The 13,860-nt window shown below is 64.0% G+C and carries 12 protein-coding genes; 9 read left to right on the top strand and 3 right to left on the bottom strand.

All coding sequences use genetic code 11. From position 1 onward, the window contains the following. Position 1 precedes the first annotated feature (1 nt). The 7 genes from C4Q27_RS28450 to C4Q27_RS28485 all read left to right on the top strand — a co-directional run bounded on the left by C4Q27_RS28450 (position 2) and on the right by C4Q27_RS28485 (position 9,665). Positions 2 to 1,246, top strand: a complete 1,245-nt coding sequence (locus C4Q27_RS28450) for an FAD-binding oxidoreductase (protein ID WP_010954442.1) — start codon at positions 2 to 4, stop codon at positions 1,244 to 1,246. 22 nt (positions 1,247 to 1,268) lie between these two features. Beyond that, on the top strand, positions 1,269 to 2,051 hold the full coding sequence (locus C4Q27_RS28455; RefSeq protein ID WP_010954443.1) for an amino acid ABC transporter ATP-binding protein: 783 nt from the start codon (positions 1,269 to 1,271) through the stop codon (positions 2,049 to 2,051). 428 nt (positions 2,052 to 2,479) lie between these two features. Beyond that, positions 2,480 to 3,289 carry a gamma-glutamyl-gamma-aminobutyrate hydrolase family protein gene (locus C4Q27_RS28460; RefSeq protein WP_020191450.1) on the top strand — a complete coding sequence of 270 codons (810 nt, stop codon included), beginning with the start codon at positions 2,480 to 2,482 and terminating at the stop codon, positions 3,287 to 3,289. Positions 3,290 to 4,014: 725 nt separating this feature from the next. Then, a complete protein-coding gene (gene kdgD / locus C4Q27_RS28470; RefSeq protein WP_010954445.1) occupies positions 4,015 to 4,926 on the top strand; it encodes a 5-dehydro-4-deoxyglucarate dehydratase in 912 nt (303 codons plus the stop codon). Between the two features lie 104 nt (positions 4,927 to 5,030). Continuing rightward, a complete protein-coding gene (locus C4Q27_RS28475) occupies positions 5,031 to 6,395 on the top strand; it encodes an MFS transporter (protein WP_064492668.1) in 1,365 nt (454 codons plus the stop codon). Positions 6,396 to 6,472: 77 nt separating this feature from the next. Next, on the top strand, positions 6,473 to 8,026 hold the full coding sequence (garD, locus tag C4Q27_RS28480; RefSeq protein ID WP_014756302.1) for a galactarate dehydratase: 1,554 nt from the start codon (positions 6,473 to 6,475) through the stop codon (positions 8,024 to 8,026). A 58-nt stretch (positions 8,027 to 8,084) separates the two neighbouring features. Beyond that, positions 8,085 to 9,665, top strand: a complete 1,581-nt coding sequence (locus C4Q27_RS28485) for an aldehyde dehydrogenase (NADP(+)) (protein ID WP_104887768.1) — start codon at positions 8,085 to 8,087, stop codon at positions 9,663 to 9,665. A gap of 133 nt (positions 9,666 to 9,798) precedes the next feature. Here C4Q27_RS28485 and C4Q27_RS28490 read toward each other — a convergent pair whose 3' ends face one another. Further along, complete coding sequence (locus C4Q27_RS28490; RefSeq protein WP_003247694.1) at positions 9,799 to 10,548, bottom strand: FadR/GntR family transcriptional regulator; 750 nt, start codon at positions 10,546 to 10,548, stop codon at positions 9,799 to 9,801. A gap of 199 nt (positions 10,549 to 10,747) precedes the next feature. On the opposite strand from C4Q27_RS28490, the gene C4Q27_RS28495 reads away from it, so the two are divergent. Both C4Q27_RS28495 and C4Q27_RS28500 read left to right on the top strand, forming a co-directional pair. Further along, on the top strand, positions 10,748 to 11,398 hold the full coding sequence (locus C4Q27_RS28495; RefSeq protein ID WP_104887769.1) for a DUF998 domain-containing protein: 651 nt from the start codon (positions 10,748 to 10,750) through the stop codon (positions 11,396 to 11,398). A 74-nt stretch (positions 11,399 to 11,472) separates the two neighbouring features. Next, positions 11,473 to 11,802 carry a hypothetical protein gene (locus tag C4Q27_RS28500; protein ID WP_104887770.1) on the top strand — a complete coding sequence of 110 codons (330 nt, stop codon included), beginning with the start codon at positions 11,473 to 11,475 and terminating at the stop codon, positions 11,800 to 11,802. Between the two features lie 32 nt (positions 11,803 to 11,834). On the opposite strand, the gene C4Q27_RS28505 is transcribed toward C4Q27_RS28500, so the two are convergent. Both C4Q27_RS28505 and C4Q27_RS28510 read right to left on the bottom strand, forming a co-directional pair. After that, positions 11,835 to 12,755: a LysR family transcriptional regulator gene (locus tag C4Q27_RS28505; protein WP_104887771.1), complete on the bottom strand. Its 921-nt coding sequence runs from the start codon at positions 12,753 to 12,755 to the stop codon at positions 11,835 to 11,837. 39 nt (positions 12,756 to 12,794) lie between these two features. Next, positions 12,795 to 13,769, bottom strand: coding sequence for a quinone oxidoreductase (locus C4Q27_RS28510; RefSeq protein WP_104887772.1), 975 nt, complete (start codon positions 13,767 to 13,769; stop codon positions 12,795 to 12,797). Positions 13,770 to 13,860: the final 91 nt, after the last annotated feature.

Here is a 13,860-nt window from a genome sequence, read left to right on the forward strand (position 1 = left end):
CATGCATTGCCAGACCCTTGTCCTCGGCGCCGGCATCGTCGGCGTCAGCACCGCGCTGCACCTGCAGGCACGCGGGCGCCAGGTAATTCTGATCGACCGCGACGAACCGGGCAGTGGCACCAGCCACGGTAACGCCGGGCTGATCGAGCGCTCCAGTGTCATCCCCTATGCCTTCCCGCGGCAACTGAGCGCACTGCTGCGCTACGGCCTGAACCGCCAGCCCGATGTGCGCTACAGCCTGGCGCACTTGCCCAAGGCCGCACCGTGGCTGTGGCGTTACTGGCGCCAGTCGGCACCCGGGCGCCTGGCCGGCGCCGCCGCCGATATGTTGCCGCTGGTGCAGCGCTGTGTCGACGAGCATGACGCGCTGATCGCTGCCGCCGGCCTGGAAGGCCTGGTGCAAGCCAAAGGCTGGATCGAAGTGTTCCGCGACCCCGCGCTGTTCGAGCAGGCAAAAACCGATGCCAAGGGCCTGAGCCGCTACGGCTTGCGCTTCGAAATCCTTGAATGCGGGCAGCTGCAGGCACGTGAACATCAGCTGGACGCCACCGTGGTCGGCGGCATCCACTGGCTCGATCCGAAAACCGTGAACAACCCCGGCGCGCTCACCCGTGGCTATGCGGCGTTGTTCCTGCAACGCGGCGGGCAGTTCGTGCATGGCGATGCGCGCAGCCTGCGCCAGGCCAATGGCCAATGGCGGGTAGAGAGCCGTCGCGGCCCGATCACTGCCGACGAGGTGGTGGCCTGCCTTGGGCCTCAGTCAGCCGACCTGTTCAGCGGCCTGGGCTACCAGATCCCGCTGGCCATCAAGCGGGGCTACCACATGCACTACAGCACCCGTGACGGCGCTCAGCTGGAGCACTCGATCTGCGACACCCAAGGCGGCTATGTACTGGCGCCGATGGCGCGCGGCGTGCGCCTGACCACCGGCATCGAGTTCGACGCAGCCAGTGCACCTGGCAATCAGATTCAGCTGGGCCGCTGCGAGGCCTTGGCGCGCAAGCTGTTCCCGGCCCTCGGCGATCGTCTGGACGACACGCCATGGCTGGGCCGCCGCCCCTGCCTGCCCGACATGCGCCCAGTGATCGGGCCGGCGCCGCGCCACCCAGGGCTGTGGTTCAACTTCGGCCATGCCCATCACGGCCTCACGCTGGGCCCGGTCTGCGGCCGGCTGCTGGCCGAGCTGCTCACTGGCGAGCCCCCCTTCACCGACCCCGCGCCTTACAGCGCGACCCGTTTCGACTGAACCCACGCGGGAGAACAACAAGATGACCGCACCACTGAGCCTTGCCACCCTTGCCCCCGAACCCGACCCGCGTCCGGTGCTGATCCGCATCGAAGGCCTGAACAAGCACTATGGCGCGTTCCACGTGCTGCGCGACATCGACCTGCAGGTGCGCGAAGGCGAACGCATCGTGCTGTGCGGGCCGTCCGGCTCGGGCAAGTCGACCCTGATCCGCTGCATCAACCGCCTGGAAGTCGCCCAGCAGGGCAGCATCCAGGTGGACGGCATCGACCTGGCGGCCACCACTCGCGAGGCGGCACAGGTGCGCAGCGACATCGGCATGGTGTTCCAGCACTTCAACCTGTTCCCGCACATGAGCGTGCTCGACAACTGCCTGCTGGCCCCCACCAGCGTGCGCGGGCTGTCACGCAAGGACGCCGAGGAGCGGGCACGCATGTACTTGAGCAAAGTCGGCATCGAAAGCCAGGCGCACAAGTACCCCAGCCAGCTGTCCGGTGGCCAGCAGCAGCGCGTGGCAATCGCCCGGGCGCTGTGCATGAAACCGCGGATCATGCTGTTCGACGAGCCTACTTCGGCGCTGGACCCGGAAATGGTTGCCGAGGTGCTGGATGTGCTGGTGCAGTTGGCTGGCACGGGCATGACCATGCTGTGCGTCACCCATGAAATGGGCTTTGCCCGGCAGGTAGCCGAGCGGGTGCTGTTCCTTGAGGGTGGGCAGATCATCGAGGACAGCCCGCCGCAGGTGTTCTTCAACCAGCCGCGCACCGAGCGGGCCAAGGCGTTCCTGGCGCAGATCCTGCACTGATTGAAAGCCTGTCACTGTGGGAGCGAGTATACCCGCGAAGAAGACACCGCCGTGGATGGCACGGGCTTCGCCCGTGTTCGCGGGCAAGCCCGCTCCCACAGTGACCGAGGTTACTTCAAGTTACCTAATCATTGCGCCGCTGCAATGACCCAACTGCATCGTTAAATATTATTGACCGCAGACCCTGCCAAACCCACGCCGCGACAGGCCCGCATCGGTTTCAACCCCCAGAAAACGGCGTATCCCCCGCGTTAAAGCCTGCTTCCGTCGTTTGACATATCGAACGGCTCTGGCAAGCTATCTACAAGCCCCGACCGGAATCGTCGCCTCTGACGAGCCGGCAGTGCTCGGGGCTACAGGCAGCACCCAGGGCCCCGAGCCGTGCGCCTGCACAACAACGACAGGTCGAACCTGTCCCAAGGTGACATATGTCCAACAGCAACATTGGCAACAAGCAACCTTCCCTGCGCAAACCCGTCGTCCTGATGACCATGGGCAGCCAAGAGCGCAAAGGCCATGACTACCAGGTCATGACCCACAAATACATTACCCCGCTGGTCGAGTTCTCCGGTTGCGTCCCGGTATTGGTGCCTACCTGCTGCGGCACTGAAGACCTCGAGACCTACCTGGACATGGCCGACGGCGTGTACCTGACTGGCGCTGGCAGCAACATCGACCCGGCCCTGTATGGCCAGGAAAACCAGACCCCAGGCAAAGGCCAGGACCAGAACCGCGACCTGTTCGACATTCCGCTGGTCAAGGCGGCGATCAAGCGTGGCCTGCCCATCTTCGGCATCTGCCGTGGCATGCAGGAAATCAACGTGGCCCTGGGTGGCGACATTTACCAGAAGGTGTATGCCGAACCTGGGTTCAATGACCACCGGGAAAACCCGGAAGACCCGGTCGAAGTGCAGTACGCCCAGGTGCATGGGGTGAAGATCCAGCCGGGCAGCTGGCTGCATGACACCCTGGGTACCGACGAGATTCGCGTCAACTCGCTGCATGGCCAAGGCCTGCATAAGCTTGGCGCCGGTATTGAAGCGATCGCCCGTGCCGAAGATGGCCTGGTCGAAGCGATTCACGCGCCAAGCATTTCGCCGTTCCTGTTCGCGGTGCAGTGGCACCCTGAATGGCAAGCGGCGAAGAACCCTGATTCGATAAAGATCTTCCAGGCTTTCGGCGATGCTTGCCGGGCCCAGGTACGCAAGGCGCAAATCAAGCGCCAGCACGCGGCCTGACCTTCAGTTTCCTCTGCTTTGATCGCGGGGCGGCGCAAGGCCGCCCCCGTTTCCCCGGTCACCCTCTGCTGGTCCCAGAACTCTTCCCGTGGAATCGGGCGGCGGGCTTGTGCCTGTCTCCGCGATCGTTTTTTCCCTCCCCTCAAGAGATACGATGACTGCTATGTGTTTGTCGTCGTACCTGCTGCGCCTGTGAAATCGAGCGCCGCCCGCGCGGCGCTTCGCGGGTAAACCCGCTCCTACGTTTGTTTCGGGCCAGTATCGCCTGTGTCAGACGCGCGCGACCGCCTTGTTTGTACGACGCGATATCGAGGCATGCGCCAACATGTGTTTGTCGTCGTACCTGCTGCGCCTGTGAAATCGAGCGCCGCCCGCGCGGCGCTTCGCGGGTAAACCCGCTCCTACGTTTGTTTCGGGCCAGTATCGCCTGTGTCAGACGCGCGCGACTGCCTTGTTTGTACGACACGATATCGAGGCATGCGCCAAGGCGTTCGCGCGCAAATGCCACAGGCATAACTGGCCCGAAACAAACGTAGGAGCGGGTTTACCCGCGAAGCGCCGCGCGGGCGGCGCTCGATCTGCGCCACAACACACATATCCAGACAACCACCCTGGCGAGAACACAAAATTCTGAAAAAGGACTAGTCATCACGCAGGTTGTACGATAACTTACCTCCAACGAAAAGCCACACCCCTCACCCAAGCGCCACAGGATGCCAACAACAATGAATCCACAAGAACTCAAATCCATCCTCTCCCACGGCCTGCTGTCTTTCCCGGTCACCGACTTCAATGCCCAGGGCGACTTCAACCCGGCTGGCTACATCAAGCGCCTCGAGTGGCTGGCCCCATACGGCGCCAGCGCGCTGTTCGCCGCTGGCGGTACCGGTGAATTCTTCTCCCTGGCCGCCAGCGAATACAGCCAGGTGATCAAGACCGCGGTCGACACCTGCGCCACTTCGGTACCGATCCTCGCCGGTGTCGGTGGCTCCACCCGTCAGGCCATCGAATACGCGCAAGAAGCCGAGCGCCTGGGTGCCAAAGGCCTGCTGTTGCTGCCGCACTACCTGACCGAAGCCAGCCAGGACGGCGTCGCCGCCCACGTCGAAGCGGTGTGCAAATCGGTAAACATCGGTGTGGTGGTGTACAACCGCAACGTCTGCCGCCTGAACGCCGACCTGCTGGAAAAACTGGCCGAGCGCTGCCCGAACCTGATCGGCTACAAGGACGGACTGGGTGATATCGAGCTGATGGTGTCGATCCGTCGTCGCCTGGGCGAGCGCTTCAGCTACCTGGGTGGCCTGCCGACCGCCGAAGTGTATGCCGCCGCCTACAAGGCCCTGGGCGTACCGGTGTACTCCTCCGCGGTGTTCAACTTCGTGCCGAAAACCGCCATGGACTTCTACAACGCCATCGCCCGTGACGACCACGCCACCGTGGCCAAGCTGATCGACGATTTCTTCCTGCCATACCTGGACATCCGCAACCGCAAGGCCGGCTACGCCGTGAGCATCGTCAAGGCCGGCGCCAGAATTGCCGGTTACGACGCCGGCCCGGTGCGTACCCCGCTGACTGACCTCACCGCCGAAGAGTACGAAATGCTCGCCGCGCTGATGGACAAGATGGGCCCGCAGTAAGCGCTGCCCGCGGCCTGCCAGATGCCGCGCCCGGAGTGGGCCTGCCCCACTCCGGTTACAATTCGTGAGCCCGCACAAAAATAACTAGTGGGAGTATTGCCAGCATGCAAGCGACTAAGAAAACGCATGTGCGCTACCTGATCCTGTTCATGCTGTTTCTGGTGACCACGATCAACTATGCCGACCGCGCGACCATTGCTATCGCAGGCTCCAGCCTGCAGAAAGACCTCGGCATTGACGCCGTAACCCTCGGTTATATCTTTTCCGCCTTCGGATGGGCTTACGTGGCTGGCCAAATTCCTGGTGGCTGGCTACTCGATCGCTTCGGTTCCAAGAACGTCTACGCCTTCAGCATATTCACCTGGTCGCTGTTCACCCTGCTGCAAGGGTTTGTCGGTGGCCTGCCGGTTGCCTGGGCTGTGGTCACCCTCTTCACCCTGCGCTTCCTGGTCGGTTTCGCCGAAGCCCCGTCATTCCCGGGTAACGCGCGCATCGTCGCCGCATGGTTCCCGACCCAGGAACGCGGCACGGCGTCGGCCATCTTCAACTCGGCGCAGTATTTCGCCACTGCACTGTTCGCCCCGATCATGGGCTGGATCGTGTTCAGCTTCGGCTGGGAGCACGTGTTCGTGGTCATGGGTGTGCTGGGCATCATCTTCTCGATGGTGTGGCTGAAGACCATCTACAACCCGCGCCAACACCCGCGCATCAGCCCAAGCGAACTCGAGCACATCGAGCAGAACGGCGGCCTGGTCGACATGGATCAGAAGCGCGGCAGCGACGGCCCGAAATGGGGTTACATCAAGCAGTTGCTGACCAGCCGCATGCTGCTGGGCGTGTACCTGGGCCAGTACTGCATCAACGCCATCACCTACTTCTTCCTCACCTGGTTCCCGGTGTACCTGGTGCAGGAGCGCGGCATGACCATCCTCAAGGCCGGCTTCATCGCCTCGCTGCCGGCGGTGTGTGGATTCATCGGCGGCGTCCTGGGTGGTGTGATCTCCGACTGGCTGCTGCGCCGCGGCAACTCGCTGACCTTCTCGCGCAAACTGCCGATCGTCTGTGGCCTGCTGCTGTCCACCACCATGGTGTTCTGCAACTACGTCGATGCCGAGTGGATGGTGGTTGGCTTCATGACGCTGGCGTTTTTCGGCAAGGGCATCGGCGCGCTGGGCTGGGCGGTGGTCGCGGACACTTCACCCAAGCAGATCGCCGGGCTGTCCGGTGGCCTGTTCAACACCTTCGGCAACATCGCGTCGATCACCACCCCTATCGTGATCGGCTACATCATCAGCGCCACCGGCTCGTTCAAGTGGGCGCTCGTGTACGTGGGTGCCAATGCGCTGGTAGCGGTATTCAGCTACCTGGTAATCGTGGGCCCCATCAAGCGTATCGAATTGCGTGATGCTGCCCCAAAGCCACACGCTGAGCCGGCCTCCGACGGCGAACTGGCCAGCTCGCGTCACTGAAAAAACACGCCCGCGCCGGGTCACCCGGCATGGGCGGATGTACAAAAGCCTGAGAACCTGACAAGTAGGGCCCAAACATGCAGTTGATCGAACACTCCGACTCGCCCCGCTACGTCCGCCTGCACGACGACGACAACGTCGTGGTCGTCGTCAACGACGGCGGCTTGGGCGAAGGCGCCCGCTTCGCCGACGGCCTGACCCTGATCGAAGGCGTGCCGCAAAGCCACAAGGTGGCCACCGTGGCCATCGCCAAGGGCGAGCCCGTGCGCCGCTACGGGCAAATCATCGGCTACGCGCTGGAAGACCTGCGCCAAGGCAGCTGGGTGCAGGAAAGCCAGCTGGCCATGCCGGCCGCCCCGGAACTGGACAGCCTGCCGCGCTGCGATGCAGTGCCACAACCGCTGCCGCCGCTTGAGGGCTTCACCTTCGAGGGCTATCGCAACGCCGACGGCACTGTCGGCACCCGCAATATCCTCGGCATCACCACCACCGTGCAGTGCGTGACCGGCGTGCTGGAACATGCAGTCAAGCGCATTCGCAACGAACTGCTGCCCAAATACCCCAACGTCGATGACGTGGTGGCCATTACCCACAGCTACGGCTGCGGTGTGGCAATCAACGCCCGCGACGCTTACATCCCGATCCGCACCGTGCGCAACCTGGCGCGCAACCCAAACCTCGGCGGCGAGGCACTGGTGATCAGCCTGGGCTGTGAAAAACTGCAAGCCAGCCAGGTGATGCACGACAACGACCCCTCGGTGGACCTCAGCGACCCATGGCTGTACCGCCTGCAAGATGCCAGCCTTGGCTTTGTCGAAATGATCGAGCAGATCATGGACCTGGCCGAAACCCGCCTGAAGAAGCTCGACCAGCGCCGCCGCGAAACGGTCCCGGCCAGCGAACTGATCCTCGGTATGCAATGCGGTGGCAGCGACGCCTTCTCGGGCATCACCGCCAACCCGGCACTGGGCTATGCCGCCGACCTGCTGGTCCGCGCTGGCGCCACCGTGCTGTTCTCTGAAGTGACCGAGGTGCGCGACGCGATCTACATGCTGACTTCGCGCGCGGAAAACCAGGACGTTGCCGACGCGCTGGTGCGCGAAATGGACTGGTACGACCGCTACCTGCAGCAAGGCGCCGCCGACCGCAGCGCCAACACCACGCCGGGCAACAAGAAAGGCGGGCTGTCGAACATCGTCGAGAAATCGCTAGGTTCGATCGTCAAGTCAGGCAGCGGCGCTATACAGGGTGTGCTCGGCCCAGGCGAGCGGGTCAACCGCAAAGGCCTGATTTTCTGCGCCACCCCGGCCAGCGACTTTGTCTGTGGCACCTTGCAACTGGCGGCCGGCATGAACCTGCACGTCTTCACTACCGGCCGTGGCACCCCGTATGGCCTGGCCATGGCGCCGGTGGTCAAGGTGTGCACCCGCAGCGAACTGGCCCAGCGTTGGCCCGACCTGATCGACATCGACGCCGGCCGCATCGCCAGTGGTCGCTCGACCATCGAGGAGCTGGGCTGGGAGCTGTTCCATTACTACCTGGACGTGGCCAGCGGTCGCAAGCAGACCTGGGCCGAACAACACCGGCTGCACAACGACATCACCCTGTTCAACCCGGCGCCCATTACCTGATGCCGCAGCCCTGACCACGCACTCACACACGCCACTCTCAATCCCACAGGAGCACCCCATGCCTGAGATCCTCGGCCATAACTTCATCGCCGGTCAGCGCAGTGCCGCTGGCCCTCAGCGCCTGCAGAGCCTGGACGCCAGCACTGGCGAAGCCCTGCCCTACAGCTTTGCCCAGGCCACCGAAGCCGAAGTGGACCAGGCCGCCAAGGCCGCTGCCGCAGCCTTCGCCGAGTTCCGCCAACTGGCCCCGGCGCGTCGGGCCGAGTTCCTCGACGCCATCGCCGCTGAACTCGACGAACTGGATGACACCTTCGTCGCCATCGTCTGCCGCGAAACCGCCCTGCCCGCCGCCCGTATCCAGGGCGAGCGCGGCCGCACCAGCGGGCAGATGCGCCTGTTCGCCCAGGTGCTGCGCCGCGGCGACTTCCTCGGCGCGCGCATCGACCTGGCACTGCCCGAGCGCCAGCCGCTGCCACGCGTAGACCTGCGCCAGATGCGCATCGGCGTAGGCCCGGTCGCCGTGTTCGGGGCCAGCAACTTCCCGCTGGCCTTCTCCACCGCCGGGGGTGATACCGCCGCCGCCCTGGCCGCAGGCTGCCCGGTGGTATTCAAGGCGCATAGCGGCCACATGGCCACGGCCGACCTGGTCGGCTGCGCCATCGTGCGCGCCGCTGAGCGTACCGGCATGCCCAAGGGCGTGTTCAACATGGTATTTGGTGGCGGCGTGGGCGAGTGGCTGGTCAAGCATCCGGCCATCCAGGCGGTTGGCTTCACCGGCTCGCTGAAAGGCGGTGATGCCCTTTGCCGCATGGCCGCTGAGCGCCCGCAGCCAATCCCGGTATTTGCCGAGATGTCCAGCATCAACCCGGTCATCATCCTGCCAGGCGCCCTGGCCAAGCGTGGCGAGGCCATTGCCCGCGAGTTGGCGGGGTCCGTGTGCATGGGCGCCGGGCAGTTCTGCACCAACCCTGGGCTGGTGATTGGCTTGCAGTCGCCACAGTACAGCCAACTGCTCGCCGACCTTGGCCAGTACCTGGACCAGCAAGCCGGGCAAACCATGCTCAATGCTGGCGGCTTGCACAGCTACGTCGGCGGCCTTGAACACTTGCATGCCCATGCCGGTATCGAGCATGTGGCCGGCCAGGCGCAGGAAGGCAACCAGGCGCGCGCTCAGCTGTTCAAGGCCGATGCACGCCTGCTGGTCGAGTCCGACCCGCTGTTGCAGGAAGAAGTGTTTGGGCCCACCACCCTGGCCGTAGAGGTGCAGGACGACGACCAACTGCGCGACGCGCTGCTCGGCCTGCGCGGCCAGTTGACCGCGACGCTGATCGGCGAAGCGGAGGACTTCGATGCCTTCGCCTGGCTGGTGCCGCTGCTGGAGGAGAAAGTCGGGCGAATCCTGGTCAATGGCTACCCGACCGGTGTCGAAGTCTGTGATGCCATGGTGCACGGCGGCCCGTACCCGGCGACCTCCGATGCGCGTGGCACCTCGGTCGGCACTTTGGCCATCGACCGCTTCCTGCGCCCGGTGTGCTACCAGAACTACCCGCAGACGCTGCTGCCTGAGGCACTGCGCGACGGCAACCCGCTGGGGCTGCGGCGGTTGGTGAACGGTCAGTGGAGTGACGGGGCGATCTGACTGGTTGCCAGAAACAGGAAAGCCCTGTGCACGGCGGGGCTTTTCATTTTGACTGTACTGGCCTCTTCGCGGGCAAGCCCGCTTCTACAGGGCTATCTTGCCCGCGAAGAGGCCAGTACAGGCAGCAAAGGCTTCAGGTTCCTTGCGCTTCAGCCGCCTCATGCGCCTGGCGCAAGCGCTCGCGGCTGTTGCTCAGGTGCATGCGCATGGCCATCTTCGCCCCTTCGCTGTCACGCCGGGCAATCGCCTCATAGATCGCCTCGTGCTCATGCATCAGGCGGCTCATGTAATGCGCCTGGTCATCATGGGCCAGGCGCGCCGAATTCAGCCGGGTGCGCGGGATGATGCTGGTACCCAGGTGGTTGATGATGTCGGCGAAGTAGTGGTTGCCGCTGGCCTGGGCAATGCGCAGGTGGAACTGGAAGTCCGCCGACACCGCATCAGTGGCGTGGGCCGCCCCCTCGTTGAGTTCGTCCAGCGCCGCCCGCATACCGGCCAGGGCTTCGTCGCTTCGCCGCTGAGCCGCCAGCCCAGCCGACTCGATCTCCAGGGCAATGCGCAGCTCCAGCACCGCCAGCACTTCGCGCAGGGTGACCACGGTGGCCGGGTCGATACGGAAACCGCCCGTAGCCGGCGCATCCAGCACGAATGTACCGATGCCGTGGCGAGTCTCTACCTGCCCGGCGGCCTGCAACCGCGAGATCGCCTCACGCACCACCGTGCGACTGACGCCCTCTTCGGCCATGATCTGCGATTCGGTCGGCAGCTTGTCGCCGCGCTTGAGCTGGCCGCTGCGAATGCGTTCGGTCAGCACCGTGACCAGTTCCTGGGCCAGACTGCGCGGCTTGCGCCGGGTCCTTGCCTGTACCTGCTGCTCTGTCATTGCCCTGTATTTCACCTTGGAAGACAGCGCTCATCATAGCGCAAGCGGTTGTACGATCACATACACCCCGTGCGGTATTTATTGCCCATCTTTGCAGTCCCTGGCCCATGAAGAAACGCGCAGAATCACTGGCCCATGGCCTGCGTGAGCCTGTACTGTACGCTTCCACGCTCACTGTTCCATGGAAGGAATCTGCAGTATGAAAACCCTCGACCGCCTTTTGCTCGGCAGTGGCCTGCTGATCCCCCTCTGGCTGCTGGCGGGGGTATGGCTCACGGCCCAGGCCTACCCTGGCTATGATCACCTGCAACAGGCCATGAGCCAGCTGGGCGCGGCAGGCTCGCCAACCCACAGCTGGTCACCACGGGTCAACAACTACCCTCTAGCCCTGCTGTTTGCCCTGTTTGCCTGGGGCCTGGTGCGGCGCTGGCGTAGCTCGAAGCTGGCGCTGCTGAGTGCGGGCCTGGTGTTGCTGCATGGCATGGGCAGTTTGGGCACCGGCTGGTTCCCTTGCGACCAGGGCTGTGCACCGGCACAGCCATCTACCTCGCAGCAACTGCATAACCTGTTTGGTCTGCTGATGTTCCTCTCGCTGACCTTGGCCAGCGCCCTATGGGCGTGGCTAGGCAACCGCCTTGCCGGCTCCCCCGCCCTGGCGCTGTTTTCCCTGGCTTGCGTGGTGTTGGCGATCATCACCGTCGCGTTGATGGGCCAAGCGGCGCAGAGTGGCCAGCTGTTCGGCCTGTATCAACGCCTTAACTATGGTGTTTCGGTGCTCTGGGTTGCCAGCCTGGCCTGGACAAGCCTGCAGAAGCCGAAGGCCAGTCCCCTGCGCATGGCTGTGCCCTGACGGCAAATTGCTGGCCCACGGCTGCGGAAAGCGAAGGCAAACTCCGTTTTCTTTCAGATGCTTAGGACAGCAACATGCGAGTACTTCTAGCAACGATGGCCGGCTGCCTGCTGGCCACCCTCGCTTTCGGCGCCCAGGCCAGGGCATTGAGCCAGAACGATCGCCACACCTGCGGCTGGGGCGCGCAGATAGCCGCCGAGGCCCAACAGGCCAAGCTTTCCGGGGTAACCTTGTACGCCACGCGCAAGAAGCTGCAGGTACGCAAATTCCCCAAACCATGGATGCGCATGACTGCCTTCGGCATTACCGAGCAGACGTACAACAGCCGCTCGCGGCTCAAGCCTGAAGCGATCAAGCGGACTTACTTTGAACAGTGTGTTCAGCATGCCGTTGCAAGACGATAACTCTTTATTTACTCACGCCTGCAAAGGCCGCATCAGCGTCTCCAAGGAGGGCCTGCCTTGAAGCGATCTTCTAGCCAGGCCTTGAAGACGCCCATCGCTGCCGTGTTCAGGCGCGCGGTCGGCCGTACCAGGTAAATGCCCGCCGCCTTGTCCAGCTGCCATTGCGCAAGCACCCTTACCAGGCATCCGCTGGCCAGGTCCTCGCCCATGAGCCAGTCACCTCCGGCCAGAATCCCCACGCCGCGCCGGGCCGCCTCCAGCAGCGCTTCGTTGTCATTACTGCGAAGGCTGCCGGCAACTTTGACACTTGTCTGTCGCGTGTCGCTCATCAGGCGCCATTCAGGAAACGATCGTAAGCCATTGAAACCCAAACAGTTATGCACCGCCAAATCTTCCGGCTGCGCGGGTTCCCCATGCCGAGCAAGGTATTGAGGAGAAGCGCACAGGATCCGCACGTGATCGCACAGTTTACTTGCCACCAGACGATTGTCCGCCAGCTCACCAATCCGGATCGCGGCGTCGAAACCCTCGCCGATCAGGTCGACGAAACGATCGGCATACTCGGTCTCCACGATTACCTGCGGGTAGGCCAGTACAAAGTCGGCCAGCATGCCGCTCAACCAGCGTCGGCCCATGGCCGCCGGCAACGCCAGACGCAGACGCCCACGGACCGTTGCCGCACCTTCGGCTGCCTCTTCCTCCGCTTCGGCAATCAGCCGGCTAGCCTCGAGAACCTTGGCTACCAGCCGCTCGCCCTCATCGGTAAAGCGCAGTTGCCGCGTACTGCGCTCCACCAGGCGAATGCCCAGCCGCGTCTCTAAAGCACTCAGGCGTTTCGACAGCACCGTAGGGTGGCGCTCCAGTTGCCGCCCGGCGGCAGCAAACGAGCCCTGCTCATACAAGGCCAGCAGGGTGGCAAGTTCATCAGCGCGGCGACTGTCGAAGGTATCCATGGCAAGGCTCGGCTCAGGGCAGTGAAATCAGGGGGCGGATCAGGCAGTCAGCACCAGCGCGCCCTCCGACCGCCCTTGCTCCAGGTACTCATGGGCCTTGGCTGCTTCAGCCAGCGGGAAGCATCGCCAGACCCGAGGCTGGACGATACCTCCGGCAACCGCTGCCAGCACATCGGCCGCGCGCTGCTGGTACTCCTCGACCGTGCGTGTGTGTGCTGCGAGCGATGGCCGGGTCAGGTACAGCGAGCCATTGGCATTGAGCGTGGCCACCTCGATGGCAGGCGGTGCACCGGAGGTGCCGCCGAACGATACCAACAAGCCGCGCACCCTCAGGCTGCCCAACGAGGCCTCAAGCGACACCTTGCCCACGCAATCGTACACTACGTCCACACCTTGGCCTTGGGTCAGCTCACGCACCTGGCTGGCCAAGGTTTCCGCGTCGAACACCAGCACATGCTGGCAACCCGCCGCCCGTGCCCGCTCCACACTTTGCAGGCGCGATACCACCCCTATCACCGTCGCCCCCAGGTGCCGCGCCCAAGGCACCATCAGCTGGCCCAAAGCACCGGCCGCACCGTACAACAACACCTGGGTGCCCGGCCCTACGGCATAGGTGGTTTTCAACAGATATTGCGCCGTGATTCCCTTGAACAGCACCGCTGCGGCGGCCTCGTCCTCCAACTGCGGCGGCAGCGGGACCAGCCGCTCGGCCGGGAACAGCCGGCCACTGGCATAGCCACCGACCGGCCCCATCGCGTAAGCGACCCGGTCGCCCACCTGCACGTTGTGCACCCCATCGCCAATGGCCGAGACCCTGCCAGCGCCTTCCAGCCCCAGGCCTGAAGGCAATGCCAGCGCTGCTCCCCCCTTGCGCTGCAACACATCCAGCGGGTTCACGCCCATGGCCGTCTGCTCCAGCCAGACCTGGCCAGGCCCTGGAGATTGTGCTGCTACGTGTTCAAGCTGCATCACGTCGGCAGCGCCGGTGCTATTGAGAATGATGCGGGTAGCCATGATCGAATCCTGCTGAATGAGTGCTCGAGTCAGGCTAAACAGGAAGCAAAAGTTGAACAATCAGGCGGGATGCAGATGATTTCTGCACCCC

Source organism: Pseudomonas sp. SWI36 (assembly GCF_002948105.1).
GTDB lineage: Bacteria > Pseudomonadota > Gammaproteobacteria > Pseudomonadales > Pseudomonadaceae > Aquipseudomonas > Aquipseudomonas alloputida.

Bases quoted from the DNA above. Each gene is read 5' to 3' on its own strand.
- C4Q27_RS28495 (WP_104887769.1), top strand. From the start codon at position 10,748: ATGAAAACCCTCGACCGCCTTTTGCTCGGCAGTGGCCTGCTGATCCCC.
- C4Q27_RS28505 (WP_104887771.1), bottom strand. From the start codon at position 12,755: ATGGATACCTTCGACAGTCGCCGCGCTGATGAACTTGCCACCCTGCTG.
- C4Q27_RS28490 (WP_003247694.1), bottom strand. From the start codon at position 10,548: ATGACAGAGCAGCAGGTACAGGCAAGGACCCGGCGCAAGCCGCGCAGT.
- C4Q27_RS28500 (WP_104887770.1), top strand. From the start codon at position 11,473: ATGCGAGTACTTCTAGCAACGATGGCCGGCTGCCTGCTGGCCACCCTC.
- kdgD (WP_010954445.1), top strand. From the start codon at position 4,015: ATGAATCCACAAGAACTCAAATCCATCCTCTCCCACGGCCTGCTGTCT.
- C4Q27_RS28450 (WP_010954442.1), top strand. From the start codon at position 2: ATGCATTGCCAGACCCTTGTCCTCGGCGCCGGCATCGTCGGCGTCAGC.
- C4Q27_RS28460 (WP_020191450.1), top strand. From the start codon at position 2,480: ATGTCCAACAGCAACATTGGCAACAAGCAACCTTCCCTGCGCAAACCC.
- C4Q27_RS28485 (WP_104887768.1), top strand. From the start codon at position 8,085: ATGCCTGAGATCCTCGGCCATAACTTCATCGCCGGTCAGCGCAGTGCC.
- C4Q27_RS28475 (WP_064492668.1), top strand. From the start codon at position 5,031: ATGCAAGCGACTAAGAAAACGCATGTGCGCTACCTGATCCTGTTCATG.
- C4Q27_RS28510 (WP_104887772.1), bottom strand. From the start codon at position 13,769: ATGGCTACCCGCATCATTCTCAATAGCACCGGCGCTGCCGACGTGATG.
- C4Q27_RS28455 (WP_010954443.1), top strand. From the start codon at position 1,269: ATGACCGCACCACTGAGCCTTGCCACCCTTGCCCCCGAACCCGACCCG.
- garD (WP_014756302.1), top strand. From the start codon at position 6,473: ATGCAGTTGATCGAACACTCCGACTCGCCCCGCTACGTCCGCCTGCAC.